Here is a 26713-nt window from a genome sequence, read left to right as displayed (position 1 = left end):
AAGCGAAGGGGCTTCTACCGCAACAGCAACAGAGGCTGGCGGGCTTTCAACAACATTTTTACAGTGATGCTTCCCATCAGAAGGTCGTGCAGGCGGTTGTGACTGAAAGCTCCCATCACGGTTAGGTCAATCTGGTGCTCGGTTTGATAGGCCACCAAAGCTTCAACGGTATTGCCGGTGAGATTACTGGCAGTGCAAGTGAGCCCTGCAGAATCCAGTTTGGCCGAGGCTTCAGCCAACAAATTCTCCGCAGTTTCAGCGGGCCCTACATAGACAAGGTGACAGGAGAGTTCGCGAAATAATGGGCTCTCTGCAACCATCGCCAATGCCTTGCACGAGGCCTCACTGCCATCGTAGGCAAGCATCACCCTGCTGGGCTCTGTGAAGTCCCGATTGACCACCAGAATCGGCTTGTGCAGTGAGCGCACCACTGTCTCCAGGTGAGAGCCAAGTCCACGCTCAGAATCCCCGTGCTCTTCACCGCGAATTCCCAATACCAGCGCGCGAATGGAATCTTCCATTTCCACCACTGATTCTGTCAGGCTGTCGTGACGCTGGCAGGCTTTGATATTTTGCACACCGGCGTCTTCGGCACGGCTGCGGGCGGCCTGTAGCATCAGTTTGCCCTGCTGCACCATTAACTGCGCCCGCTGCTGCTCCAGCGCAGTTAACTCTTCCAGTAACTCCTCCTGACTTCCCAGGCCAATGCTGCCGGTAAAATCGGTTACCGCAGGGACACTGCTTCTTTCGATGTTGTGCAACAGCTTTAACGGTGCTTGCAGGCTCCTGGCCAGCCAGGCCGAGTAATCACACACCGCTCCAGTGTAATGAGAGCCATCGATACAGGAGAGTATCAATGGCGCCTTGCCGCCATTACCTGTGTTCTCATTGTTATTTTCGCTGTTGCTTACGGCCATCAATGTCCTCCAAGAACCCGCTCAATTTCCTCGGGCTTATCGTGTACGCCAAAACGGTCGACGATCGTTTCACTGGCTTCATTCAGTCCTACCAGTTCAACTTGTGCTCCCTCGCGGCGGAACTTAAGCACCACCTTATCTAGCGCATTAACCCCGGAAACATCCCAGAAGTGCGCGCGGTTGAGGTCGATCACCACCGTATCCACCACCTCTTTGAAATCAAATGACGCGGTAAACTTATCGGCTGAATTGAAAAATACCTGCCCAATGACCTTGTAAGTACGGCGACTCTGCTTTTCATCCAGGGAGCTGCTCACATACATAAAGTGACTGACTTTGTTGGCAAAGAACAGCGATGCCAACAGTACACCGACAAATACACCATAGGCCAGGTTGTGAGTCCACACTACCACAACCACAGTGGCCAGCATGACCAAATTTGTAGAGAGTGGGTAGTGCTTCAGGTTGCGGATGGAGCCCCAGTCAAAGGTGCCGATAGAGACCATAATCATGACTGCCACCAGCGCCGCCATGGGGATCACAGCAACCCAGTCACTGATAAACACTACCAGTGTCAGCAGGCCGATACCGGCCACCAGAGTGGAAAGACGGCCGCGGCCACCGGATTTCACATTAATAACAGACTGGCCGATCATGGCACAGCCAGCCATACCACCCAGGGTACCCGCAGCAATATTGGCAATACCCTGACCTTTACACTCACGGTTCTTGTCACTGGTAGTATCCGTCAGGTCGTCGACAATCGTCGCCGTCATCAGGGATTCCAGCAAGCCCACAACGGCCAGACCTGCGGAGTAGGGAAAGATAATCTGTAAGGTTTCAAAGTTAAGCGGAACTTCTGGCCAGAGGAACACAGGCAGAGTATCCGGCAGCTCACCCATATCGCCGACAGTGCGAATATCCAATCCCATCGTCACTGCCACTGCGGTGAGGAGCAGAATACACACCAGCGGTGATGGCACGGCCTTGCCAATCACGGGGATATAAGGGAACAGGTAAATAATCCCCAGACCCGCCGCAGTCATTGCATAGACTTCCCAGGTACCGCCGATCAATTCCGGCATTTGCGCCAGGAATATCAATATTGCCAGGGCATTGACGAACCCTGTCACCACAGCCCGGGAGACAAAACTCATTAAGCTCCCCAGCTTCAGGTAACCCGCAATAATCTGCAGTACCCCCGTCAATAAGGTTGCCGCAAGCAGATATTGCAACCCGTGTTCTTTCACCAGGGTCACCATCAGCAGAGCCATGGCCCCGGTGGCAGCGGAGATCATTCCCGGGCGACCGCCGACAAATGCAATCACAACAGCGATACAGAAAGAGGCGTAGAGGCCGACTCTGGGGTCAACGCCCGCGATAATCGAGAAAGCGATGGCTTCGGGTATCAAAGCCAGGGCCACTACCAGGCCGGCGAGAACATCCCGACGTATGTTGCCGAACCAGTCGGCTTTGGTCGATGAGAGCAGCGAAGGAAACATAGGAGACAGCTAATTAAATTGAGATTGATCAAAAAAAGGCCGCGCACTCTACCATAAACGGCAGCAACCCCGCATGGCGTAGCCTCCCTCTCACCACTTTTCCTCTGACAAATATCAGAACTGTCCACTGCCGTCCGACCGTGGACAAGGCGGACACCGGACACTTTTTGCGGACACCATCAAGAAAACCAAAAACTACAAAGTTTCAAAAAATTCCTTTTATTTCAACAAGTTAAATAAAAATTAACTGTTGGCATGCTTATTGCGATACCCCTCCTAACAAGCAGATTCTTAACTCTGAATCCAAATTTCCAAAAGCCTGCATCCAAATAGCAATGACAGGCAAACAGTAAGAGAAACGGAAAGCCGCAATGATTAGAGATACTTCCAGGCAAGATACCAAGATAGAAGCCGTGCCGGTTTGGAAGAACAAAAAGGTCGTCAAAGCCTCGGTATTTGCCAGTTTGACAGTGGCATTCCTGATCTGGGGTATCAATTCCTGGCACAGCAATAGCTCTGTCGACAGCACCCTCTCACTGTCTCAAGTCAATATCGCCCAGGTCCAGCGAGGAGACCTGGTGCGGGACCTGGTGGTTCAGGGCCAGGTGGTCGCTGCAAACAGCCCCACGCTTTTCAGCCCTGCCCAGGGCATTGTGAAGTTTGCGGTGAAAGCTGGGGATACCGTTGACGAAGGGCAATTGCTGGCCACCGTCGACAGCCCGGAACTATCCAATCAACTGGCCCAGGAAAACGCCCAACTCAACCAGTTGACGGTGAACCTGCAGCGCCAAAAAATCCAGGCCAAACGCCAGCATATGGAAAACCAGCAAAAGGCCGACCTGGCCAAAGTCAACCTCACCGCTGCCAAGCGAGAGTTGAGACGTGCAGAGCTGTCTATGGAAAAGCAAATTATCTCGCGGCTGGATTTTGAAAAAACCAAAGACGATATGGCCCGAGCCCAGCTGGAGTACGAACAAGCCGTACAAAATGCGGGACTGGAAAAAGAATCACTGACCTTTGAAACCCAGAACCTGGAACTCCAGGTCTCACAACAACGCCTTCAGGTAGAAGAAACTGAGCGCCGTGTACGCGAGCTGAACATTATCTCACCGGTCAACGGCACCGTCGGTAGCTTAGCTGTGGCGCAGCGCAGCGCCGTAGGCGCTAATGCGCCACTTATTACAGTTGTCGATCTCACCAGCTTTGAACTCGAGGCCAAGGTGCCGGAAAACTATGCCGACGACCTGGGCATCAGCATGGCCGTGGCAATCAATCTCGGTGGAAAAGAATTATCCGGGGAAATTACCGCAATCTCCCCCGAAGTCATCAACGGTCAGGTGGTTGCACGGGTTCGTTTCACTGAGGGCCAGCCGAAAAAGCTTCGACAAAATCTCCGCCTCACCGCCCGCATACTGCTGGAAAACCGCAATAACGTACTGTTGGTCAAACGCGGTGGCTTCCTCGATCAAAGCGGTGGCAACCATGCCTTTCGTTTGAACAGCGAACAACAGGCGGAGCGAGTTTCCATCCAGATAGGCGCCTTTGGCTTAAAACAGGTAGAGATTATCTCGGGCCTACAAGAGGGAGACAGAATCATTATCTCCTCTTCCGAGGAACTCGAAAATGCCCAGCTAATTGCGCTGACAGATTAACCCCGAGTTCAAATTGGAGCTCGATATAGCTCCTTAGTAAATCAATCAATAATTTAAAGTTTAAGAAAAAGGGAATATCGCAATGTTGAAAATGAACAATATCCGTAAAAGTTTCCGTACCGATACTATCGAAACTCATGCGCTGCGCGATTTCAGTCTCGAGGTTAAAGAGGGTGAGTTTGTTTCTGTAACCGGCCCCAGTGGCTCCGGTAAAACCACCTTTCTCAACATCGCCGGCCTACTGGAAACGCCCACCAGTGGAGAGTACCTGCTCGACGGTGAGAATGTCAGTAATCTCAATGACCGCCAGCGCTCACATCTGCGCAACGAAAAAATAGGCTTTATTTTCCAGGGGTTTAACCTGATTCCCGACCTAACCTTATTCGACAATATCGACGTTCCCCTGCGCTATCGTGGTTTCAATGCAAAAGAACGTCGCAAGCGTATTGAAAAAGTGCTCGAGCAGGTAGGCCTTTCTGCACGCGCTAAACACCTGCCGGCACAGCTCTCCGGTGGACAGCAGCAACGTATCGCTATCGCCCGCGCTTTAGCTGGCGAACCCCGTTTTCTGCTTGCGGATGAGCCCACCGGTAACCTCGACTCCTTAATGGCCCGCCAGGTAATGGAGCTACTGGAGTTTATTAACGAGTGGGGAACCACCATCGTAATGGTTACCCACGATCCAGAACTTGCACGCCGTGCCCACCGCAACATCCAGATCGTAGATGGACAGGTTTGCGATTTACGTGCGGTCCCCGAGCATCCTGCTGCCGTTACTGCTTAAGGAGACTGCACCATGTTTGGATACTATATTTCCCTGGCCCTACGAAGTTTGCGCGGAACCCCGATTTTAAGCAGCTTAATGGTTGCCGCTATTGCAGTCGGTGTCGGCGCCTCTATGACGGTGCTGACCCTGAACTACACCATGTCCCAGAATGCTTTAAAGCACAAAGACGACGTTCTCTTTGCTGTACAGCTAGACAGTTGGGATGTTAATAAAGCTTACAAAAGTAAGAATGAAATACCCTGGCAGCTGACCTATCGGGACGCCGAAGCGTTATTGCGCTCAGATATTCCCACCCGTCAAGTTGCCATGCATCGCTACGGTTTTACCGTTGAGATTGAAAACTCTGCTATTAGACCTTTTGAATCACATACCCGGGTAACTACCCGGGACTTTTTCGCTTTGTTCGATGTGCCCTTTATTTATGGCGGCACCTGGGAGGAGTCTGCTGATAGCTCTCCTACTCAAGTAGTTGTGCTTTCCAAGCCGACAAATGACAAGCTATTCTCTGGTCAAAATAGCGTTGGAAAGACAATAAAACTCAACGACGAACCCTATACGGTAGTGGGGGTTATCGACACTTGGGAGCCCTCACCAAAGGTATATGATGTCAACAACAGCCCGTTTGATACAGTAGAAGAGTTATTCATACCCTTTGGCTTACACCGCAAGTTGGAAATTCACAGCTGGGGCAACACCAATGGCTGGGACAATGCCGATCCGCAGGGATATGAAGAGTTTCTACAGAGTGAATATCTCTGGGTTCAATACTGGGTTGAACTTACAACTAGCGAGCAAAAAGCGCAGTACGAAAATTTTCTTCGCGCTTATATACAGCAAGAGAAAGCTCAAGGGCGTTTCGAGCGACCACTAAAATTTGCCTTGAGTAAACCATCTGAATGGTTGGTTCTCAATGAGGTACTCAGTGATGACAACCGTATTCTTGGGTGGGTTTCTCTGGCGTTTCTCCTGGTATGTATTATCAATGCCGTCGCATTGTTGTTGGCGAAATTTCTACGCAAGGCACCAGAAGCAGGTGTACGTCGCGCTCTTGGAGCAAGTAGAAGTGCGATTTTCACCCAGCACTTGATTGAAAGCGCAACCATAGGAATTATCGGAGGAGTAGCGGGCATCTTTCTCGCCATACTCGGCCTTAGCGGCATTCGCTACCTGGCCATGGGCCAAATCGACACACTCCCAACTATGGATTGGGTCATGATGGTTGCGGCTATTGGCCTGGCTATTGTCGCAAGCCTATTGGCAGGTTTCTATCCAGCATTGAAGATCAGTCAAACCAACCCTTCTATCTACCTGAAAACCCAGTAAGGCCTGACCATGCTTGAATTAAAACCGATGCTGTCCGCCCTCTGGCGCAACAAAGTTTCTGCACTGCTGATTGCCCTTCAGCTTGGCTTAACCCTGGCAATTATCAGCAACACAGCAATAATAATCCAAGATAGAGTAGAAAAGATAAACCGGCCCACAGGAATCGATGTCGACAACATTATTACTATTGGGTTCATGGCAATACCAAAAGACTACGACACAATTGGGGCGGTAAGAGCCGATTTGGGGATTCTCCGCCAACTTCCAAATGTTCTCGATGCTTCGATCACTCAACAAATCCCTCTATCGCAATCAGGATCGTCTTCGGTATATCACAATAAAGCCAATCAGGAGATCGGCGGTGAGGGAGCCAACTACTATCAGGTTGATCCACACTTTATTAACACCCTAAATTTAGAGTTAGTCGCAGGTCGCAACTTTACCGAGGCAGATATGCAGGCCAGCAACTCTCACGAGGCTACAAAAAAACCTGTTGTCATTATCACCCAGCAACTTGCTGACAAGTTCTACCCCAATCAGGATCCTATAGGGCGGCCAATTTTCTCCGGTGGTAGCTCTGAACCGATGGAAATAGTCGGAGTTGTAGAACGGCACTTGGGAGCCTGGGTTGGATGGTCCAAAGCTGGCAATGTGATGTTTTACCCAGAAATAAAAAATAGGCGTTATGCAAAATATATAGTACGTACAGAGCCGGGCAAACGCGATGAGGTAATGAAGGTGTTAGCTGACAAGCTGTCTGAACGGGACCCTCAGCGAGTAATCTCTGTTGAACCACTCTCTAAGTATGTCAAGCGCAGCTATGCTATCGACAATATGATGGTTAAAGTACTTTCTATTGTTGCAGCCATGTTGAGCTTTATTGTAGCTCTTGGCATTGTAGGTCTAACCATTTTCTGGATTAATCAAAGGGCCAAGCAAATTGGTGTTAGGCGTGCATTAGGGGCCACCCGTACTAATATCAGCCGATATTTCCTTATTGAGAATGGAATGATAGCGAGTCTGGGTATCGCAGTGGGAAGTGCAGCGGCACTGATTGCCAATCAATATATGGTTCGCGATTACTCACAGCCTGCTTTAACGATTGTTCCCCTAGTTGTTTGTGCACTACTTGTCCTTTTGGTCAGCCTTGCTGCTGCACTTGCCCCAGCTTTGCGAGCAGCGAATATATCACCGGCAACAGCCACTCGAAGTATTTAAACAACAACCTTGAGGGGGTGAACTACATACTCACCCCCAAATAAAGGTCAAAATTTTTTATTCACTTCGCATGGTTTATTTGTCACATCCGGCGGACATGCCCAGACTACAGAAAATAAACAATAAGGACATTGATCTTGTTAAAAAAAATATCTTCTTTATTTTTTGTGGGGCTAACCTTCATTAGCCCAAACTCACAAGCTGAAAAACATCCGGTTATTGCTGGCCCACTAGTAACTGAAGAACTAGTACAACAAATTACTAGAGCCGACCAACGTTTATTTGATGCATTATTCAATAATTGTGATCTAAGAGAAGCACAAAACTTGGTTACCGATGACTTTGAAATGTACCATGACAAGTGGGGTCAAACAGCAAAGTCTGGAGAGGAGTTTGTCAATGCCATTACCAATATGTGTAAACAGCGTGAGAATGGAAATGGTATTCGTGCACGTCGTGAACTGGTAATCGAGAGCACTAAAATCTACCCTGTTAACCATTACGGTGCTATTCAGTCAGGCACCCATCGATTTTATGGCATCAATGACGACAAATCTGAGATCTTACGGGAAAGTTCACAGTTTACTCATCTCTGGAAACAGGTAGACGGAAAGTGGCAGCTCGCGAGGGTACTCAGCTTCGACCATAAACCTGCTGAGCAACATATCGCCCACTAACTATCCCTAATCTATTTGTGGCAGGGAAAACCTGCCACAAGCACTCCCCTTCGCCATCAACACATTGCATAATAGGCGCCTTAATAGCGTGTCTTAGAAACTATGGACAAAGTACTTATTATTGACGACAACAGCAGTATCGTTTCTGCCCTGGAGATCCTGTTGTCTCTGCATGACTTGCAGCCACTTTGTGCGATTACTCCTCAAGCCGGCTTACAGCTACTACGAGAGAATAGCGATATCAACCTGGTTATCCAGGATATGAATTTCACCGCTGACACAACTTCTGGAGAAGAAGGCAAAGAACTGTTCTTCGCGATTCGGGAAATAAATCCGGACCTTCCGATTATCCTGCTGACCGCTTGGACTCAACTGGAAATGGCCGTTGAGTTAGTCAGAGCTGGTGCTGCTGATTACCTGGGTAAGCCCTGGGATGATAATAAGCTAATATCCACAATTAACAATTTATTGGAGTTGGGAGAATTACAAAAGCGCCAGCAGGCATCCCAGCAACAAGCTTTGAATGCTCGCAGTCAATTACGGGAGGACTTTTTACTACAAGACATAATTTACCGCAGCGATAAAATGCAAAAGCTGTTGGAGATGGCCACTCAAGTAGCGAAATCTGAAGTTCCCATCCTGATCACAGGGCCAAATGGGGCAGGCAAAGAAAAGATTGCTGAGATTGTCCAGGCGAACTCTTCATCTAGAGAAGGGCCTTTTATTAAAGTTAACGTAGGTGCACTGCCAGAAGATCTGATGGAAGCAGAGCTGTTCGGAGCCGAACCTGGAGCCTACACCGGCGCCGGCAATCGGGCACGGGAAGGCAGGTTTGAAGCTGCCAATGGCGGCACCCTATTTCTCGATGAGATTGGCGAGCTGTCACCCAGTGGCCAGGTGAAACTACTGCGCGTACTCCAAACCGGGGAATTCCAGCGTTTAGGCAGCAGCCAAACCCGCAAAACCAAAGTTCGGGTAATCAGTGCTACCAATAGGGATCTCCACAAGGCTATCGAGGAAGGCAAGTTTCGCCAGGATTTATTTTATCGACTCAATGTTTTAGAGCTGCGCCTTCCTCCACTGCATGAGCGCCCTGAGGACATCGCCCCCCTTGCAATAAGCTTCCTCGCAGAAAATGGCAACTCCAAAAAACTATCTCCTCAAGCATTAAATGCCCTTACTCGCTATCATTGGCCCGGTAATGTACGGGAGCTGCAAAATGTTATGCAGCGAGCGGCCGTCCTAAGTCAGAAGGATACTATCGACGAAGCCGTCCTGGCACTTCCTGAACAAATGACAACCGATAAAGTGGAAGTGAGTTTTGAGCCCAGCCGCGAGTTGCTACAAGAGACACTATCCAACTGCAATGGCATTATTGCCCAGGCTGCACGAGAACTCGGTATGAGCCGCCAAGCGCTATACCGCCGCCTGGAAAAACACGGTATACCCTATTGATGTCGAAATATTTTTCACTTGAAGGCCGCCTTATAACAACAGCGGCCATTCCCTTAGTCGCTGGTATTTCCATATCCTGGCTCGGCACTCGGGCTGGCTTTAACCCCTCGCTATCCTGGGCAGTGGGGCTTATCATTTCATTGCCGTTATTAATTATACTGGTTCGCCTTATAATTACCCCCCTAACTAGCACCCTAAAATCACTACAAAATGGCCTGCTAAATTTTCGTGACGGCGACTTCTCAATTTCCCTTGTACATCCAAAGGATAGCGAGCTCAGAAAAATAACACTGCTTTATAATGAAATTGGCGAACACTTACGTAAAGAGCGCGCTCATATTTATCAACGGGAACTCCTTTTAGACACCGTTATCCAGACATCTCCCCAAGCTCTTTTACTGGTCGATCAAAGCGATCGTATTATTTACTCAAACAGTAGTGCCAAACAACTACTCAATAATGGTAAACCTATACAAGGGTTAATGTTACAAAACCTCCTACCCAAAAGCCCTAAAGAAATAGCTAGCGCCATTAATAGCTGGAAAAATGGACTATTTAATTACACTGATAGTAATGGACCGCACTCCATGCATATCGGGAACAATACATTTATATTGAATACCCAAAAGCATCGCTTAATCGTCTTGCGGGAAATGACCCGCGAACTAACCCGTGCAGAGGTAGAAGTTTGGAAAAAAGTTATTCGCCTGATAAGCCATGAACTGAACAACTCCCTTGCCCCGATCTCGTCTCTCGCCCACTCAGGAAAAATGCTGGTAACAAAGCCCGGCAAAGAGAAAGCTCTGGAAAAAGTATTCGATATTATTGCAGATCGCTGTAAGCATCTAACAGAGTTCACCCAAGGATATGCCTCTTTTGCAAAACTCCCTCCCCCTAGCTGCGAGGCCATAACTTGGCAAGATCTAGTCGATCGTATAATGCCAATTCAGGCCTTCTCAATTAAGGGTGCCTTACCGGATGAACCCGGTTATTTTGACCCCATTCAAATTGAACAGGCCCTCTTAAATTTGATTAAAAATTCACGAGAAGCTGGTAGTGATAGTGAGGATATTGAGCTTGAAGTCAGCACCGATATCCTTGGGCAAAAGTTAGTACTCTCCGATCGTGGCTGTGGCATGAGTGAGAAAGTGCTTGAGCAGGCTTTGCTCCCCTTTTTCTCAACTAAAGAGCAAGGTGTCGGCCTGGGCTTAGCGCTCTGCCGAGAAATCATTGATGCACACGATGGGCACATACAACTCTTGAACCGCCCCGGTGGAGGGTTACAAATTTGCCTCTGGCTACCATGGAAAAACAATAAAAATTAGATGTGCAACAAGTTATGCTACAAAAGCCATCCAGACGGGGAAATAATTTCTAACAGCGTCAACGGGAAAATTTCTCAGTGATCAAATGAACGTCACACTTTAGTTTAAAATTATGCCAAATCTCTATAATTTTATTGCGGCCTAATCATCTTAAAACGTCATCCCTCTGTAGCTAATAATAAAAAAACTGAGCTGCCACAACTCGAAGTCTGACTATTTTAGTAAGTTTTATTTATGTCTGATTTCGGAACTTATAATTATCTCGGAACGCACAAGAAGGGATCATGCTAAAAATAAACAGTTTGCTCTCCGTCGGCACGCTTGCACTGAGCCTGATGACAGTCAATGCCCACGCCGTTAACTCATCTCAAAAGGGTGGTGATCAAGTCGACTTGGTTATTGCCAATGAAGCCAAATTAATTGATATGCTCAAGCGCTCTGGGCGCATCAGCCAAGATGCCTCTATTGCAGAAGCTGAACGCACTTTAAGGGCTTACTTAAAAGAGCGGGCCACCCATAGCATTAATGGGGCTCAAGATCTTTCCAGCGATACCGTAACGATGATGCGCGATGCCCGTGGAAAACATCACCCCCGGCTTAAAAGGGGCAAAGGTTCCCTTCACCGCAACCATGGCAGCCGCCACCCTAGAAACATTCAACTAGAGAGCTACGACGGTGAAGCCCAAACTGCACGGGTTCTCGCTATTTTGATGGAGTTCCCCGATTTTCCCCATAACAGCATCGAGCCCGGGGAAAGTGATATGTACTACGCGGATTACGCCGCTGAACATTACGCTGACTTGCTTTTCTCCCAAAACGGCTTTGAAGGCCCCAATGGGGAAAACATGCTATCCATGCAACAGTTTTACTGGCAGCAATCCGGCAACAGCTACTCAGTTGAAGGCTCTGTAGCAGGTTGGTATATGGCCAACCAACCAGCAGCTTTTTACGGCAATAACACCGATGGTGATGCTCGCTCCCTAATTCGTGAGGCCCTGGAAGCTGCAGCTGCCGACCCCACAGTAAACCTGTCAGACTTTGATATTGAAGACCGTTACGACTTGGATGGTGATGGCGATTTTTGGGAAGCAGATGGTTTGGTAGACCACATCATGATCTTCCACTCCTCGGTTGGTGAAGAAGCAGGTGGCGGGCAACTGGGTGAAGACGCCATTTGGTCTCACCGTTGGAACCTTGGCAGCGTCTATTCACTAGAAGGAACTACTGCGGAGGTAGATTACTGGGGCGGCACTATGGCTGCTTATGATTACACCATTCAGCCGGCGGACGCCGCTGCAGGGGTTGTCAGCCATGAATATGGCCATGATTTGGGCTTGCCCGATGAATACGATACCGATGGTAGCGGTCGCGGTGAACCCGTCTCCTCCTGGTCCATTATGTCCAGTGGTAGCTGGGCCGGTATTATTCCGGGTTCAGAGCCCACCGGCTTCTCTGCCTATGCCAAGGAATACCTGCAACACAACCATGGTGGGAACTGGCTTCATGGTGAAACTATTGCACTAGATGAAATTCCTCGCCGCGGTATCGAGTTGCTACTCGATGAAGCGGTTAATAAGGGGACCAATAACGATGCAGTCCGAATTGACCTACCAGCAAAACAAGAAATAGTTACCGAACCCAGCAGTGGAGAATACGCCTACTTCAGCGGTAGCGGCAACAACCTGCAAAACTCTATGACAATATCTGTTGATCTGAGCAATGCAGAAACAGCAAGCCTCTCTTTCAAAGCTTGGTACGACATTGAGCTGGATTGGGATTACGCCGCGATCATGGTAGATTCCGGTGATGGCTTTGTCTCCATTCCCGGTTCAGTAACTACAGATACCAATCCCAACGGCACCAACCCAGGTAATGGTATTACTGGTAGCTCCGAGGGCTGGATTGACGTTGCATTCGATCTAAGCGCTTACGCCGGGCAAGAAATTAGCCTTTCACTTACCTATATTACTGATGGCGCCGTAGCGAATTCAGGTCTTTTTGCCGATGACATCAGCATCGAAATTGATGACACAACATTCCTTTTCGATGATGCTGAAACTGATGGCAACTTTAGCCTTGCAGGCTTTAGCCGAAACCCAGGCTATCTCGAGCACGATCACTACTACTTACTCGAATGGCGTACGCATCGCGGCGTTGATGCCGGATTGGCACATGTGAATGTAGCCGGCGAGATGCTCACTTTCACAGAAGGCCTCTTGGTTTGGTACGTAGATTCCAGCTACGATAATAACTGGGTTGGCGTACACCCAGGAAACGGCTTCCTCGGAGTTGTTGATGCCGACCAAAATGTATTGAGATGGAGTGATGATTCCGTTGCCAGTACCCGCTATCAGGTTCACGATGCCACATTTAACATCGAAAGAGCCGACGACATGGTTCTGGATTTACTCGAGGACTACGGCATACTCTTAAGTGACACTCACAACCGCCGCTACCCATTGTTTAATGACACCCGGAGCTATAGCAGCGAAGAAATACCAGATGCCGGCCGCGCTATCACACCTTACGGCTTAAAGGTTCGGGTCGTATCTCGCAGCGGAGATAAATCTGTAGCTAAAATACGCGTAACCAAGTAAAGAAGTAAAAACAGACGGCGCCTACATGGCGCCGTCTCCAATTTAACAAATAGAATAAGATTCCCGCTTAAAACAAAGCCTTTAATTTGAGCAAAACTCCCCTCTCCAGCTAACCTGAATGCCAGAAACTTATTTTCATCATTCAGGCATTCATTTATGGAAAAGCCTCTAGACAACTCCCGTCGCCACTTTCTTAAGCTTTCAGGAACATCGCTACTTTTAATTCCTGCCACATTTATCGCAGCACCCTCAGCTCAGGCCCAAATCAAAGCGCAAAAAGACAAAGTAAATTACCAGGATACTCCCAAGGATGGGAAAAAGTGCGTGGACTGTCAGCTATTTGAGCCCCCCAATGCCTGCCTGGTTGTGGAGGGCGATATCAGTCCCGAAGGGTGGTGTAGCTTATTTGTTTTGAAGCAGGGCAACCCAGTTTCAAATTAAGCTGGGACCCGCTGTTCACCGCGCAATTTAATCACGTCCGCGCGGGGCGGAAGACCAAACATACGGCTGTATTCACGACTGAAATGAGAGGGGCTCTCATAGCCAACCCGATAGCTGGCGGAAGCCGCTTCCAGTCCCTCAGTCAACATTAGGCGTCGTGCCTCATGTAAACGCAGCTTTTTCTGGAACTGCAACGGGGACATGCGCGTGATCTGCTTAAAGCTGTGATACAGGGATGACTCACTCATATTGGCCTGGTCGGCCAAGTCACTGATACGCAGCGGTTCTGAGAAACGGTCTTTTAGCACCTCAATCACGCGGGATACCCGGTTCGCCTGGCTATCTACCATGGCAAACTTGCGCATCCGCGCGCCAATCTCCCCCATCAGGGCACGATAGATAATCTCACGCCGGGCTAATGGCGCCAGTATCGGGACATCTTTAGGGCTATCCAGCAAGGAAACCAGCCGGTTTAGCGCATCAAGCATACCGTAATCCATTTTGGTCAGGCACAGGCCGCAGCTGACTTCGGGACAGTCGTAGCCAGCCTCCACACCCGGCGCCTTATCACCCAGCTCCATAACCAGGTCTGCCACCTCTTGCGGGTCGATCGTTATCTTTACCCCGAGGAACGGTGTATCCAGGGAAGCATCTTCAACACGCCCCAGGATCGGTAAGTGCACTGAGGTTGCCACATAGCTCAGCGGCATATAGGAAATTTCCCGGTCTCCCAGTTCTAAGGTCTTGCGGCCTTGAATAATAAAATTCAGGGACGGTGTATACACCGATGCCGCACAGGCTCCCGGCTCATTACAGCGAATCAGGGAGAGACCACCCAGTACCGTTTCATTTAATCCCTGTTCCGGTGCCTGACGCATCAGGGAGGCAATCAGCTTCTGCCGTATCGACTCCATATCCATGGCGACAGAGTTGAATTCCGCTCTTTTTTCAATGCTCATATGCTCCCCTTGTGCCCGCTAACAATTCCACGACTCAACACGAAGTGGCACAGAGTATACGGAGTTTTAGGCAATTTCCGTGTAGTTTTGCAGGATTGGGCAATCACTGTGCAGTAATAGGTAACTATAACCGATTAATAGCCCTGCAGTCGCTGTAATATCTTAATCACCTTTTGCGATAACTAGTTATATATCCAGTTCTTTACACATCCAACAGAATGTGATCCTTCCAACCCAAAAGCACGTCTTAAGTAGAAATAGGCAATCAATTAACAGTTCCCGGATACCGCAACCAACTTGGCCACCGCTAGAGTTACGCCCTTATTGGGAGAAGCACCCAATAGCCCTTCCCCCTCCGTAGCAAAGGGAGTACACGCGTAATGGTAAGAAAATTAACGACGGTTTTATTCGGCGTATCCGCACTGGTACTCGCCGGCTGCAACAGTGACGCACCCAGCGGTCAACAACCGCCTCCCCCAGCCGTGGAGGTCGCCCAGGTATCTGCAGGAAATACGACATTGTGGCGCAGCTTTACCGGCCGTGTGGCAGCCCCAGAAACCGTTGAACTGCGCCCACGGGTTAGCGGTTATATCGACAAGGTTTCATTTGCCGAGGGAACTCTGGTCAAACAGGGCGATGTCCTGTTCACCATTGACCCCCGCCCTTACCAAGCTCGCGAACGCGCCGCCCGCGCAGACCTGGCTCGGGTTCGCAGCGACCTCTCCTATAGCGAGAAGCAAGCCGGCCGGGCAAAACAGCTACTCAACAGCAAAGCCATCTCCCGCGAGGAATACGATCGGCGTATCGCTTCGCGAGATTCGGCCCGAGCGGCCCTCAGCGCCGCCGAGGCAGCGCTGGAAAATGCCCAGTTGGACCTTCAATACACTGAAGTTAAAGCACCAATAAGTGGCCGAGTAAGCCGCGCCCTGGTTACTCAAGGCAATCTCGCCAATGCCGACAGCACCCTGCTGACAACGCTGGTCTCTGTCGACCCAATGTACGTGTATTTCGAAAGTGACGAACAGACTTTTGCTAAGGGCCGCGACTTACTCAACAGCGGGCAAAAACCTGCTGTGCGCATAGGTCTCGCCGGTGAGCAGGGCTATCCACACAGTGGGGAGTTGGACTTTATTGATAACCGCCTGAACAGCCATACCGGCACTATTCAATTCCGCGCTGTGGTTAACAACAGGGACGGCTTTTTCAGACCGGGGCAATTTGCCCGGGTGGAAATGCCGATTGAAGAGGTGTCACAGGCAGTTTTAATCAATAGCAAAGCGGTTCTTACCGATCAGGACCGCCGCTATGTCTACATCGTCAACGACAGTAATGTCACCGAAAAGCGCCCCGTGGTCGCTGGCCAACGCCAAGGTGACCTTGTGGTTATCCGCAGCGGCCTGGAGCCCGGCGAGAAAATTGTGGTGAATGGCCTGCAAAAGATTTTCTTCCCAGGCATGCCCGTCGCACCGGAAATGGTGGCCATGCAGGAGCAGGTAAAGGCGACCCAAGTCGCTGGCCATTAAACAAAGAGCAAGGGGCTTGCCGAAGTGGGCCCATACATTCAGCTAATCCTATCAATGGAATCCGAGCGGCTGACTGAGTCGCTCTCGGAGTAGCAGTATATGAATTTTTCCCGTTTCTTTGTCGACAGACCGATATTTGCATCCGTGTTGTCGATCATTATTTTCGTCGTCGGTCTGATCAGTATTCCCTCACTGCCGGTCAGCGAATATCCCGAAGTTGTGCCTCCCAGTGTGCAAGTGAGTGCTCGCTATCCTGGCGCTAACCCTAAGACAATCTCAGAAACTGTTGCCACGCCGCTGGAAGAAGCAATTAACGGCGTGGAAAATATGATCTACATGAAGTCAGTGGCTGGTAGTGACGGCACCCTGACTTTGAACGTGACCTTTGAGTTGGGCACCGACCCGGACCAAGCCCAGGTACAGGTGCAAAACCGGGTGTCCCAGGCCCTGCCGCGCCTGCCCGAAGATGTCCGCTTGCAAGGTGTTACTACCCAGAAGCAGTCGCCAAACCTGATGATGGCGGTGCACCTGATTTCACCGGACGATAGCCTCGACGCTACCTATATTCGCAACTACGCCGTACTGCATATTCGCGATGAGCTATCGCGCATTCCCGGCGTGGGTCTTGCCGCCGTATTCGGTTCCGGTGACTACGCCATGCGCTTGTGGGTGGACCCGCAGAAAGCCGCCGCCGTAGGCATTACTGCTGCCGATATTGTCAGTGCCGTGCGTGAGCAGAACGTACAGGTTTCCGCCGGCCAGATCGGCGCCTCCCCCATGCCGAACGGCTCCGACTTCCTGATTTCCATTAACGCCAAAGGCCGCCTGGAAAGTGAAGAGGAGTTTGGCGATGTTGTACTCAAGACCGGCAATAATGGTGAGATCACCCGCCTGAGAGATGTGGCCCGTGTAGAGCTGGCCTCTTCCCAGGACTCCCTGCGCGCCCTGCTCAACGGCCGCCAGGCTGTCGCCATCCCTATTTTCCAATCCCCCGGCTCCAACTCACTGGAGGTTTCTGCGGCGGTACGGGAGAAAATGGCTGAACTGGATGATCAGTTCCCGGAAGGCCTCAAGTGGGAAGTCGCTTACGACCCCACGGTTTTTGTTAGCACCTCCATCAGCTCAGTGATCAAGACCCTACTGGAAGCCGTGCTGCTCGTGGTTCTGGTAGTTATCCTGTTCCTGCAAACCTGGCGCGCCTCATTGATCCCACTGTTGGCCGTGCCGGTATCTATTGTCGGCACCTTTGCGGTGCTGTTGATGTTGGGCTTCTCAATCAACACCCTGACCTTGTTCGCTATGGTGCTGGCCATCGGTATTGTGGTGGATGACGCCATTGTGGTGGTGGAAAACGTCGAGCGGAATATCGAGGAGGGACTGACACCTTTAGCCGCTGCCCACCAGGCCATGCGAGAGGTGAGCGGTCCAATTGTCGCGATCAGCCTGGTGCTCTGCGCGGTGTTTGTGCCCATGGCATTCCTGGACGGCATCACCGGCCAGTTCTACCGCCAGTTTGCCACCACCATTGCCATCGCCACTATTATCTCCGCGATCAACTCTCTGACTCTGTCTCCGGCTCTGGCGGCAACTCTGTTGAAGCCTCACGGCGCCAAACCGGATATGCCCGCGCGTATTATTGAGCGTTTGTTCGGCTGGATATTCCGCCCGTTCAACCGCTTCTTCCAGCGCAATTCCGAGCGTTACCAGCGGATCGTGGGTGGCAGCCTCAAGCGCCGCGGTATCGTATTTAGTGTTTACCTGATATTGCTTGGCGGTACTTTCGCCCTGTTCCAACAGGTGCCCGGCGGCTTTATTCCCGTTCAGGATAAGACTTACCTGGTGGGCAGTATCCGCCTGCCAGAAGGTGCCTCCCTGGATCGCACCGAGGAAGTTGCTCGCCGCGTGAGTGAATTGGCCCTGGAAACCGAAGGTGTTGCCAACGCCGCGGCCTTTGTCGGCTTCAATGCCCTGCAAGGTACCAACACCCCCAACGTGGGCACTGTATTTATCCTGTTCGACGATTTCGATGAACGTGAGCGCAGTGCCCAGGAAATCGCTGCGGAGCTAAATGGCAAGATCTCGCAGATCAAGGAAGGCTTTGCCATGACCTTTATGCCGCCGCCCATCTTCGGTCTGGGAGCCGGCTCCGGCTACTCGCTCTATGTTCAGGACCGTCGCGGTGCCGGCTACGGTGAGTTGCAAAACGCCACCAATATGTTGGCGGGCGCCCTGAGCCAAGCCAGCGGCCTCAGCTACCCCTTCAGCTCCTACCAGGCCAATGTGCCGCAGATGGACGCGGAAGTGGATCGACTACAGGCCAAGGCTCAAGGTGTGCGCATGGACGACTTGTTCGGCACCCTGCAGCTCTACTTCGGCTCTATGTATATCAACGACTTCAACCTTTTCGGCCGCACCTACCAGGTCGTTGCCCAGGCTGATGCACCCTTCCGCGATGAAGTGCAGGATCTCGATAATCTCTACACCCGCAATATGAATGGGGAAATGGTGCCCATCAGCACCATGGTGACCCTGCGCCAGAGTTACGGACCCGATCCGGTGATCCGCTACAACGGCTATCCGGCAGCCGACCTGATGGGGCAGTCCGATCCCAGCATGCTGTCCTCTTCCGAGGCACTGGCAGCGGTTGAGCAGGTTGCTAGCCAAGCCCTGCCACCGGGCATGCAAATCCAGTGGACCGACCTCAGCTTCCAGCAGGTCAACCAGGGCAATGCCGCTATGGTGGTTTTCCCTCTCGCAGTACTACTGGTATTCCTGGTGCTGGCCGCCCTCTATGAAAGCTGGGTTATGCCACTGGCGGTGATCCTGATCGTGCCCATGTGTCTGCTGGCTGCACTTTTCGGTGTCTGGGCTACTGGCGGCGACAACAATGTATTTGTTCAAGTCGGGCTGGTTGTACTGATGGGGCTGGCTTGTAAGAACGCCATTTTAATCGTGGAATTTGCTCGCGAACTGGAAATGGAAGGCAAAGGCACTGTCGAGGCTGCACTGGAAGCCTGCCGCCTGCGTCTGCGCCCGATCATTATGACCTCAGTCGCCTTTATTGCCGGTGTTGTTCCACTGGTATTGGCCGGAGGCGCTGGCGCTGAGGTGCGCAATGCCATGGGCATTACCGTATTTACCGGCATGATCGGTGTAACCCTGTTTGGCCTGTTCCTCACTCCGGTATTTTATGTTGCCCTGCGCAAGATTGCCGGCGGCAAACTATCAGCTGCCCGTCACGCAGATAGTCAAGAAAGCAATTTACCCTTAGAGCACGCGACTAATACTTAACCCCGCTTATCCCGGGCGCACCAACACTATGCGCCCGGGCTTTTTCTACTTGCGCTTCTCCTTTTTCCAGCGGGCTCCAGGAAAAACAATCACATACAAGCGGATCAACAAGCCCATTGGCACACAAATCAAAATCACAATAACTCCTAAAACAGCACGCATATAATCACTGCCTTCTTCGTGTTTCTCAGCGTGATCCCACAGGTAGGATTGGTAACAGTGATCGGGCCCATCAATCGGCTTCAGGGTATAGTTAATTACCCGCTCCAGAAACCTCCAGTAACGCCGAAAACGTGTTTCTGTCACCCTTGAGAAATAGCCACAGCGCGCAGATATAGTTGCATCAGGATTGCCGCCAGCAATGGCATTGCCCAATTGATCCACGGCAACAATAACATTCCAAAGCCAGCTTTTATTGGCACCTTTCATTACCAGCCTATTTATTGACGGATAACCCTCCTCCCTAATATCCCAGCCCTAGGGTTTGGCATCCACAGTAAAACAATCACCAATGAAAGAATAATCCATAAAAACACGAGCGTGCACACAAACGCTTTTTCGTAAGAAAATCAAGTTCCGCCGAACTTCAGTGGCAAAAGCCGCGTTCGGCTAGACTTTTTCCGAGCGGCAATAAATCCATGCCGTTAAAAAATACTTCAGATTATCGAGATCTCTTCCTAAAAGATGTTGCATGTCGCCACGATTGCCACCCACTCGGAAAGGATGCTTCCCGTCCTACTGGAATCCGCCAACCGCAACGGCGTGTCATTATCTATCCTTGGGCACAATTACCCTTGGAAAGATTTCTCGTCCAAAATAGACATCTTAATGCCTTTCTTTAGATCCCTACCGGAAGAGGATATCGTCTGCTACCTGGATGGTTTCGATTCACTAATACTGCCATCAATCAAACACTTAGAAAAAAAATTTCTCACCTTTGGCAAGGAAATTATTTTTTCCAATGATTACGAACATAGCGGTATACAAGGATTTTTTGAAAGAAAATTTTTTCCCAGCGAGTGTGTTTTTTCTACAGGAGTCTTTATAGGCAGAAATATAGCGCTACAAAACCTTTTCCAGGCCGCTCGTAACATGTACCCCAATTACTCTGATGACCAAAAAATTCTTAGGCACTATTATGCACACCAAAACTGCACACAAATAGGTATCGACGGTGAAAGCCAACTTTTTTTTAACTTTGATGCCGCCAATCCAAGTTTCAATCTACTAAGCCAAGTAAGCAAAATTCACAACGAAGAAATATACCTACACAATGGAGAAACTCCGAGTATTATTTCATTCCCTTGCAGCTGGTTTGCTATTGGCATCAAGAAAAAACTCAATGTGCTTCTGGAAAAACTCGGGTACGAATACAACCCAGGAATTAACATCAAAGGTACTTTCCATGGCCTGAAGTACTATATTGGCACCTCGATTAAAGAGAGTATCAAAACACTATTAAAATAGCCCCAAATCACCCAGCCAATACTCCCTTCAATCGCAGATAACCTTTATATCGATCAATAAAAGCTATAACTTAATTCAAACGGTGAATAGGGTCCTTCACACCAATCACCGGTGTCCAGTTGATAGCAGTGCACACCCTCGGCAATACAGTTATCGAGACTTCCCATATAGGGATCACCGGCCAGGCAAAAACGCGGGAATGCAGTAAGTTCATCCGGTGGCACCGGAGTAGTTTTGTAGGTGTAGTAAGTTGCCGTGCCGGTTAAGTCATAACCGAAACCGTCAGCCACGCAGCCCGCCAGGGACTGCGTTACAAGAACAAGAAAAAAAACAACGCTAATTTTCATAGGAAATACAACGCCTTCCACCGGAAATGTCAAAACAACGAGCACTGGGTGGGCAAATAGAACCCGGCGCCAGCTCCTCAGAATCTCCCGGGCAGCTTGTTGGAGACGCAGGTGCATCTGGCACGTGGGAGGAATGAGAAGAGTGAGAAGAGGGATAACCCCGGTATTCCGCATGGCGGGGAATTGGCGGGCTTACGGGATAAACTACTTGATTGCGCGTATCGGGGGTTCCACAACCCTCAAGGAATACACCCATCGACAAAGCAGAAATAAATATCGCAAATTTTTGCATGGTAGCGCTCCGTATCAGCACCGCGCGGACAGAATCCACGCACTTTTAGATCCGGCTATTTCGCAACAGCTCCACACTGGGCTCGGCTACTATCGTTAGTAAACCCGCAATATAGGGAAAAACCAGGCCATGGAGTCCTGCAAGCTATCTACGCAATCCGCCGCCTCGCATTCGCTTTTGGCGGTAAGGGGTTGTGGGTATTTTGTGTGGTTACTGCCGACTTCCACAAAGCTGGCGCTTTGTCCGGCAGCCTCTGCCTCATAAAAGAAAGGGTCTTCGCCCTCCACTTCGTCCGCAGGCAAAAACAAGCAGCCCTGCATCGCAAATACCGCCACAAACGGCAACGCGAATTTCCTTGTAGGTCCCATAATCCGACACCTCACATTTTCAGTGCTGCGATGATAGTAGCCTCTCTGTGAGTCTAGCTGCCGAGGCATTAGCAGCCAGCAATCCAGAATCGATTTGCGCGTAAATCATCTTATTGTTGTTTTACGCGGCGAATATTTCATTTCCACTTAAAGGCTCCTTAGTCCTGACTATAAAAAAAGCGGCCGATTGGCCGCTTTTTTTACTGACTTTAACTCGCTGGCAATTACAGCAACAGTCTGCGCACATCCGCCAGCACGCTAACCAAATAAGTCATAAAGCGTCCGGCATCTCCGCCATTTACCGCGCGGTGATCGTAGGAGAGTGCCAAGGGCAACATTTGACGAGGCTCAAAGTCCTTACCGTTCCACACCGGCTTCATCGCCAGCTTGGAAACACCGAGGATACCAACTTCCGGAGAATTGACGATCGGGGTAAATCCGGTGCCGCCGATAGCCCCCAAACTGGAAATGGTAAAGCAGGCGCCCTGCATCTCGTTGGGCTTTAGCTTGCCATCGCGGGCTTTCAGGGCCATTTCAGTGGCCTCTGCCGCCAGCTCGTACAGGCCTTTCTTATCCACATCGCGGATAACCGGCACCATTAAGCCTTTTGGAGTATCCACTGCCATACCCACATGCACATAGTCCTTGCGCACAATGTGCTCGCCATCGTTGTGCAGAGACACATTAAAGCTCGGCTCTGCACGCAGGGCTGCGGCTACCGCTTTCAGCAGGAAAGGCACTGGGGTGAGCTTCACTCCGCGCTTCTCCGCCTCGGCCTTCATGGACTTGCGGAAGATTTCCAGCTCTGTGATATCCGCATCGTCAAACTGGGTGACGTGAGGCACGTTGAGCCAGTTGCGCGACATATTGGCTGCGGTGATCTTGTGGATCTTGCTCATCGGCTCCACGTTCACCGGGCCAAACTGGCTGAAGTCGATATCCGGCATCTTGGCGATGCCAATTCCACCGCCGACACCAACCGCGCCGCTTTCGGCTTTCTTCACCTGCTCGCGAATGTAATTATGCAGATCGTCCTTGGAGACCCGGTTGCGCGGGCCAGTCGGCTTCACCTTATTCAAGGTAACGCCCAACTCGCGGGCCAGTTTGCGCACGGCGGGGCCGGCGTAAACCTGGGCTGCTGCGGTGAGGTTGCGCTCCAGCTGATAGTCTTTCTGCGGCACTGCCGGGGGCTCAACAGACGTAGATGCCTGCTGTGGCGCGCTCTCGGCAGGCGCTGTCGCTGCAGGGGCTGCAGCTGGAGTAGCGGGCGCGGCGGCGCCTGCAGCAACTACTTTCAACACGCCCAAAGTGTCACCTGTGGAAACCTTGTCGCCTTCTTTAACGGCGATAGAAACCACGGTACCGGCGCTGGGGGAAGGCACATCCATAGAGGCTTTATCGCCTTCCACCACAATCAGGGAGTCCCCCTCTTCAACCACATCACCGGGCTGTACACTGATCTCGATCACATCAACCGCATCAGCACCGCCCAAATCCGGGATCTGGATCGTTTCCTCTTTCGGCTCGCCACTCGCCGCTGCCACAGGGGCTTCAGCCACAGGCTCCGCGACGGGTGCAGCTTCTTGCTTGGCGGGGGCCGCAGCGGGCTCCTCTGCCGGCGCTTCCGCCACATCGGTTTCGATCTCGCCAATCACATCGCCTTCGGAGACCTTATCGCCCTCTTTCACGCTGATGCTGAGGATTTTGCCAGCCACCGGGGCTGGCACATCCATGGAGGCTTTATCGCCCTCCACCACAATCAGAGAATCCTCTTGCGCGACGGTATCACCGACGGCAACCGTTATTTCAATCACATCCACCTGATCGGCACCGCCGAGATCAGGCACTTTAATGACTTGTTTTGCCATAGGAGTTCTGCCTTCTCTTAGCTGATGCGCGGGTTAACTTTTTCGGCGTCGATATTGAGCTTCACGATTGCTTCCGCAACCTCTTTAGCATCAATAACACCCTGCTTGGCCAAGCCGTTCAGTGCGGCGATTACCACGTAGTTGCGATCCACTTCGAAGAAGCGACGCAGCTGCTCGCGGCTGTCACTGCGGCCAAAACCATCGGTACCCAGGGTGGTCAGTTCACCGTCGATAAATTCGCGCAGTGGCTCCACATAGGAACGGATGTAGTCGGTGGAGGCGATAACCGGGGAGGTATTGCCTTCGAACTGCTCAGTGATCCAGGCTTTGCGCGGTTCGGCTTCCGGGTGCAGCATATTCCAGCGCGCCACATCCTGGCCTTCACGGGCCGATTCCACAGCGGAGGTGAGGCTCCAGACATCGGACGTCACACCGAACTGGTCGGCAAGGATATCCGCTGCTGCCAGTACTTCGCGCAAAATAGTACCGCCACCAATCAGCTGTACATGTTTCTTCGCCGCTTTGCCCTTGGCGCCTTTCTTGACGTTGGACTGCAGCTTGTAGATACCGCGAATAATGCCTTCTTCCACGCCCTGAGGCATTTCCGGCTGCAGGTAGTTTTCGTTCTCGATAGTGATGTAGTAGAAGAGGTTCTTCTGCTCTTCGTACATCTCTTTCAAGCCGCGCTGCATAACTACAGCCAGCTCATAACCGTAAGCCGGGTCGTAGCTGCGGCAGTTGGGGATCGTGGAGGACAGTACGTGGCTGTGGCCATCCTGGTGCTGCAGACCTTCACCGTTCAAGGTGGTACGGCCAGCAGTGGCACCGATCAGGAAGCCGCGCGCCTGCATATCACCAGCGGCCCAGGCCAGGTCGCCGATACGCTGGAAGCCGAACATGGAGTAGTAGATATAGAAAGGCACCATCGGCACGCCGTGGTTGCTGTAGGCAGTAGCCAACGCCATCCAGGTGGACATAGCACCGGCTTCGTTGATGCCCTCTTCCAGCACCTGGCCTTTCTTATCTTCCTTGTAATACATGATCTGGCCGTGATCCACCGGGGTGTAGCGCTGCCCCTGGGAGGAATAAATACCCAGCTGGCGGAACAGGCCTTCCATACCAAAGGTACGGGCTTCATCGGGAACAATCGGTGCGATGTTCTTGCCGATATTCTTGTCTTTTACCAAGGCGGCGATTGCGCGGACAAATGCCATGGTGGTGGAGATTTCGCGCTCACCGGAGCCTTTGGTCAGTGCGCTGAAGGCATCGAGACCGGGAACTTCCAGTTTCGGGCACTCAACCGGGCGACGGGGAACCGGACCGCCCAGGGCCTTGCGGCGTTCCGCCATATATTTCATTTCCGGGCTGTCCGGAGATGGGCGGTAGTAAGGGACCTCTTCCAGCTCTTTATCGGTGAGCGGAATGGCAAAGCGATCGCGGAAACGCTTGAGGGAATCCAGATCCAGCTTCTTCACAGAATGGGTATCCATCGCCGCTTCACCGGCGGAGCCTAAGCCGTAACCTTTAACGGTCTGGGCCAGGATCACGGTGGGCTGGCCTTTGTGGGCCATCGCCGCTGCGTAAGCTGCGTATACCTTGTAAGGATCGTGGCCGCCGCGATTGAGCTTCATAATCTCATCGTCGGACATATCCTTAACCAGCTCCAGCAACTCCGGGTACTTGCCGAAGAAGTGCTCGCGGGTATAAGCGCCGCCGTTGGCCTTGAAGTTCTGCATCTCGCCATCGACCACTTCGTCCATGACTTTCTGCAACAGGCCTTTGTCATCTTTCTCTAGCAGCGGATCCCATAGGCGACCCCAGAGTACTTTGACAACATTCCAACCGGCACCGCGGAATACGCCTTCCAGCTCCTGCACGATCTTGCCGTTGCCGCGTACCGGGCCGTCCAGACGCTGCAGGTTACAGTTAACCACGAACACCAGGTTTTCCAGTTGCTCGCGGCCAGCCAGGGAGATTGCGCCCAGGGTTTCCGGCTCGTCACACTCACCGTCACCAAGGAAAGCCCACACTTTGCGATCGCCGCGCGGGGACAGGCCGCGGGCAGACAGGTAGCGCATAATGTGCGCCTGGTAAATCGCCTGGATCGGCCCCAATCCCATGGAGACCGTGGGGAACTGCCAGTACTCCGGCATCAGCCAGGGGTGAGGGTAGGAGGACAGGCCATTGCCGTTTACTTCGCGGCGGAAGTTGTCCAGCTGCTCTTCATCGAAGCGCCCTTCCAGGTAGGAACGGGCATAAATACCCGGTGCGCTGTGGCCCTGGAAGAAAATCAGGTCGCCGCGCTCTTCACCGTCATTGCCACGGAAGAAGTAGTTGAAGCCCACATCGTAGAGTGTGGCCGCAGAGGAGAAACTGGAGATATGGCCGCCGAGGCCATCGTCATTCTGGTTGGCACGTACCACCATCGCCAGGGCATTCCAGCGAATCAGGGAGCGAATCCGGCGCTCCATAAATAAGTCGCCAGGCATACGCTTTTCCGCATTGGGCGGAATGGAGTTGCGATAGGGAGTGGTGATTGCCGCAGGCAATTGTACGCCTACATCGGTAGCGCGGTCAGACAGCTGCTTCAGGAGGAAGGCTGCGCGTTCTTTGCCGCTATAGCGGATAACCGCTTGCAGCGCGTCCAGCCACTCCTGCGTTTCGAGGTTATCGGTATCTTCGTGCATCAAGTGCTCCTCGGCGA

The 26713-nt window shown here is 51.5% G+C and carries 21 protein-coding genes; 12 read left to right on the top strand and 9 right to left on the bottom strand.

Translation table 11 applies throughout. The features are described 5' to 3' along the window. Window positions 1-14: 14 nt before the first annotated feature. Complete coding sequence (locus tag ACJJIY_RS08975; protein WP_445359444.1) at window positions 15-917, bottom strand: universal stress protein; 903 nt, start codon at window positions 915-917, stop codon at window positions 15-17. Further along, a complete protein-coding gene (locus tag ACJJIY_RS08970; RefSeq protein ID WP_413664447.1) occupies window positions 917-2419 on the bottom strand; it encodes a SulP family inorganic anion transporter in 1503 nt (500 codons plus the stop codon). The genes ACJJIY_RS08975 and ACJJIY_RS08970 overlap by 1 nt, the downstream gene beginning before the upstream one ends. Before the next feature lie 371 nt (window positions 2420-2790). Between ACJJIY_RS08970 and ACJJIY_RS08965 the strand changes: the two genes are divergently transcribed. The 9 genes from ACJJIY_RS08965 (at window position 2791) to ACJJIY_RS08925 (ending at window position 13894) form a co-directional block, all read left to right on the top strand. Further along, window positions 2791-4071, top strand: a complete 1281-nt coding sequence (locus ACJJIY_RS08965) for an efflux RND transporter periplasmic adaptor subunit (RefSeq protein ID WP_444895137.1) — start codon at window positions 2791-2793, stop codon at window positions 4069-4071. A gap of 82 nt (window positions 4072-4153) precedes the next feature. After that, on the top strand, window positions 4154-4855 hold the full coding sequence (locus tag ACJJIY_RS08960) for an ABC transporter ATP-binding protein (protein ID WP_444895138.1): 702 nt from the start codon (window positions 4154-4156) through the stop codon (window positions 4853-4855). Window positions 4856-4867: 12 nt separating this feature from the next. Continuing rightward, complete coding sequence (locus ACJJIY_RS08955) at window positions 4868-6181, top strand: ABC transporter permease (RefSeq protein ID WP_444895139.1); 1314 nt, start codon at window positions 4868-4870, stop codon at window positions 6179-6181. Window positions 6182-6190: 9 nt separating this feature from the next. Next, entirely contained in the window at window positions 6191-7399 is a 1209-nt protein-coding gene (locus ACJJIY_RS08950; protein ID WP_445359443.1) for an ABC transporter permease, read from the top strand. A 137-nt stretch (window positions 7400-7536) separates the two neighbouring features. Beyond that, entirely contained in the window at window positions 7537-8076 is a 540-nt protein-coding gene (locus ACJJIY_RS08945; RefSeq protein WP_444895141.1) for a nuclear transport factor 2 family protein, read from the top strand. Window positions 8077-8178: 102 nt separating this feature from the next. Further along, window positions 8179-9531 carry a sigma-54-dependent transcriptional regulator gene (locus ACJJIY_RS08940; RefSeq protein ID WP_445359442.1) on the top strand — a complete coding sequence of 451 codons (1353 nt, stop codon included), beginning with the start codon at window positions 8179-8181 and terminating at the stop codon, window positions 9529-9531. Next, window positions 9531-10856: a sensor histidine kinase gene (locus ACJJIY_RS08935; protein ID WP_445359441.1), complete on the top strand. Its 1326-nt coding sequence runs from the start codon at window positions 9531-9533 to the stop codon at window positions 10854-10856. Before ACJJIY_RS08940 ends, ACJJIY_RS08935 begins: the two co-directional genes overlap by 1 nt. A gap of 284 nt (window positions 10857-11140) precedes the next feature. Then, the gene (locus tag ACJJIY_RS08930; RefSeq protein WP_445355037.1) at window positions 11141-13453 is read left to right on the top strand and encodes an immune inhibitor A domain-containing protein; all 2313 of its coding nucleotides are present in this window, start codon (window positions 11141-11143) and stop codon (window positions 13451-13453) included. A 156-nt stretch (window positions 13454-13609) separates the two neighbouring features. Continuing rightward, entirely contained in the window at window positions 13610-13894 is a 285-nt protein-coding gene (locus ACJJIY_RS08925) for a hypothetical protein (protein WP_282934201.1), read from the top strand. On the opposite strand, the gene ACJJIY_RS08920 is transcribed toward ACJJIY_RS08925, so the two are convergent. Next, entirely contained in the window at window positions 13891-14853 is a 963-nt protein-coding gene (locus ACJJIY_RS08920; RefSeq protein WP_282934202.1) for an AraC family transcriptional regulator, read from the bottom strand. The genes ACJJIY_RS08925 and ACJJIY_RS08920 overlap by 4 nt on opposite strands. Window positions 14854-15233: 380 nt before the next feature. Here ACJJIY_RS08920 and ACJJIY_RS08915 point away from each other — a divergent pair, with 380 nt between their 5' ends. Beyond that, the gene (locus ACJJIY_RS08915; protein WP_444939999.1) at window positions 15234-16376 is read left to right on the top strand and encodes an efflux RND transporter periplasmic adaptor subunit; all 1143 of its coding nucleotides are present in this window, start codon (window positions 15234-15236) and stop codon (window positions 16374-16376) included. Window positions 16377-16475: 99 nt separating this feature from the next. Then, window positions 16476-19667 carry an efflux RND transporter permease subunit gene (locus tag ACJJIY_RS08910; protein ID WP_445359440.1) on the top strand — a complete coding sequence of 1064 codons (3192 nt, stop codon included), beginning with the start codon at window positions 16476-16478 and terminating at the stop codon, window positions 19665-19667. Window positions 19668-19712: 45 nt separating this feature from the next. On the opposite strand, the gene ACJJIY_RS08905 is transcribed toward ACJJIY_RS08910, so the two are convergent. Continuing rightward, window positions 19713-20096 carry a hypothetical protein gene (locus ACJJIY_RS08905; protein ID WP_444895148.1) on the bottom strand — a complete coding sequence of 128 codons (384 nt, stop codon included), beginning with the start codon at window positions 20094-20096 and terminating at the stop codon, window positions 19713-19715. A gap of 255 nt (window positions 20097-20351) precedes the next feature. Here ACJJIY_RS08905 and ACJJIY_RS08900 point away from each other — a divergent pair, with 255 nt between their 5' ends. Continuing rightward, window positions 20352-21134 carry a glycosyltransferase domain-containing protein gene (locus ACJJIY_RS08900; protein ID WP_444934910.1) on the top strand — a complete coding sequence of 261 codons (783 nt, stop codon included), beginning with the start codon at window positions 20352-20354 and terminating at the stop codon, window positions 21132-21134. A gap of 53 nt (window positions 21135-21187) precedes the next feature. Here the strand turns inward: ACJJIY_RS08900 and ACJJIY_RS08895 are convergent, their stop codons facing one another. The 5 genes from ACJJIY_RS08895 to aceE all read right to left on the bottom strand — a co-directional run bounded on the left by ACJJIY_RS08895 (window position 21188) and on the right by aceE (window position 26696). Beyond that, window positions 21188-21481, bottom strand: coding sequence for a hypothetical protein (locus ACJJIY_RS08895; protein ID WP_444895150.1), 294 nt, complete (start codon window positions 21479-21481; stop codon window positions 21188-21190). Further along, window positions 21471-21773: a hypothetical protein gene (locus ACJJIY_RS08890; protein ID WP_282934207.1), complete on the bottom strand. Its 303-nt coding sequence runs from the start codon at window positions 21771-21773 to the stop codon at window positions 21471-21473. Before ACJJIY_RS08890 ends, ACJJIY_RS08895 begins: the two co-directional genes overlap by 11 nt. 95 nt (window positions 21774-21868) lie before the next feature. After that, on the bottom strand, window positions 21869-22141 hold the full coding sequence (locus ACJJIY_RS08885) for a hypothetical protein (protein ID WP_444895151.1): 273 nt from the start codon (window positions 22139-22141) through the stop codon (window positions 21869-21871). Window positions 22142-22365: 224 nt separating this feature from the next. Continuing rightward, window positions 22366-24009, bottom strand: a complete 1644-nt coding sequence (gene aceF, locus ACJJIY_RS08880) for a dihydrolipoyllysine-residue acetyltransferase (RefSeq protein WP_445359439.1) — start codon at window positions 24007-24009, stop codon at window positions 22366-22368. A gap of 17 nt (window positions 24010-24026) precedes the next feature. After that, entirely contained in the window at window positions 24027-26696 is a 2670-nt protein-coding gene (gene aceE, locus ACJJIY_RS08875) for a pyruvate dehydrogenase (acetyl-transferring), homodimeric type (RefSeq protein ID WP_445359438.1), read from the bottom strand. Between the last annotated feature and the right edge of the window lie 17 nt (window positions 26697-26713).

Source organism: Microbulbifer maximicatervae (SeqCode), from assembly GCF_052468155.1.
Note: the sequence above shows the minus strand (reverse complement) of the source record. Positions and strands in the feature narration are given on the sequence as shown.

Coding starts and splice junctions, on each gene's coding strand:
- ACJJIY_RS08975 (WP_445359444.1), bottom strand. CDS start 917: ATGGCCGTAAGCAACAGCGAAAATAACAATGAGAACACAGGTAATGGC.
- ACJJIY_RS08970 (WP_413664447.1), bottom strand. CDS start 2,419: ATGTTTCCTTCGCTGCTCTCATCGACCAAAGCCGACTGGTTCGGCAAC.
- ACJJIY_RS08965 (WP_444895137.1), top strand. CDS start 2,791: ATGATTAGAGATACTTCCAGGCAAGATACCAAGATAGAAGCCGTGCCG.
- ACJJIY_RS08960 (WP_444895138.1), top strand. CDS start 4,154: ATGTTGAAAATGAACAATATCCGTAAAAGTTTCCGTACCGATACTATC.
- ACJJIY_RS08955 (WP_444895139.1), top strand. CDS start 4,868: ATGTTTGGATACTATATTTCCCTGGCCCTACGAAGTTTGCGCGGAACC.
- ACJJIY_RS08950 (WP_445359443.1), top strand. CDS start 6,191: ATGCTTGAATTAAAACCGATGCTGTCCGCCCTCTGGCGCAACAAAGTT.
- ACJJIY_RS08940 (WP_445359442.1), top strand. CDS start 8,179: ATGGACAAAGTACTTATTATTGACGACAACAGCAGTATCGTTTCTGCC.
- ACJJIY_RS08935 (WP_445359441.1), top strand. CDS start 9,531: ATGTCGAAATATTTTTCACTTGAAGGCCGCCTTATAACAACAGCGGCC.
- ACJJIY_RS08930 (WP_445355037.1), top strand. CDS start 11,141: ATGCTAAAAATAAACAGTTTGCTCTCCGTCGGCACGCTTGCACTGAGC.
- ACJJIY_RS08925 (WP_282934201.1), top strand. CDS start 13,610: ATGGAAAAGCCTCTAGACAACTCCCGTCGCCACTTTCTTAAGCTTTCA.
- ACJJIY_RS08920 (WP_282934202.1), bottom strand. CDS start 14,853: ATGAGCATTGAAAAAAGAGCGGAATTCAACTCTGTCGCCATGGATATG.
- ACJJIY_RS08915 (WP_444939999.1), top strand. CDS start 15,234: ATGGTAAGAAAATTAACGACGGTTTTATTCGGCGTATCCGCACTGGTA.
- ACJJIY_RS08910 (WP_445359440.1), top strand. CDS start 16,476: ATGAATTTTTCCCGTTTCTTTGTCGACAGACCGATATTTGCATCCGTG.
- ACJJIY_RS08905 (WP_444895148.1), bottom strand. CDS start 20,096: ATGAAAGGTGCCAATAAAAGCTGGCTTTGGAATGTTATTGTTGCCGTG.
- ACJJIY_RS08900 (WP_444934910.1), top strand. CDS start 20,352: ATGTTGCATGTCGCCACGATTGCCACCCACTCGGAAAGGATGCTTCCC.
- ACJJIY_RS08895 (WP_444895150.1), bottom strand. CDS start 21,481: ATGAAAATTAGCGTTGTTTTTTTTCTTGTTCTTGTAACGCAGTCCCTG.
- ACJJIY_RS08890 (WP_282934207.1), bottom strand. CDS start 21,773: ATGCAAAAATTTGCGATATTTATTTCTGCTTTGTCGATGGGTGTATTC.
- ACJJIY_RS08885 (WP_444895151.1), bottom strand. CDS start 22,141: ATGGGACCTACAAGGAAATTCGCGTTGCCGTTTGTGGCGGTATTTGCG.
- aceF (WP_445359439.1), bottom strand. CDS start 24,009: ATGGCAAAACAAGTCATTAAAGTGCCTGATCTCGGCGGTGCCGATCAG.
- aceE (WP_445359438.1), bottom strand. CDS start 26,696: ATGCACGAAGATACCGATAACCTCGAAACGCAGGAGTGGCTGGACGCG.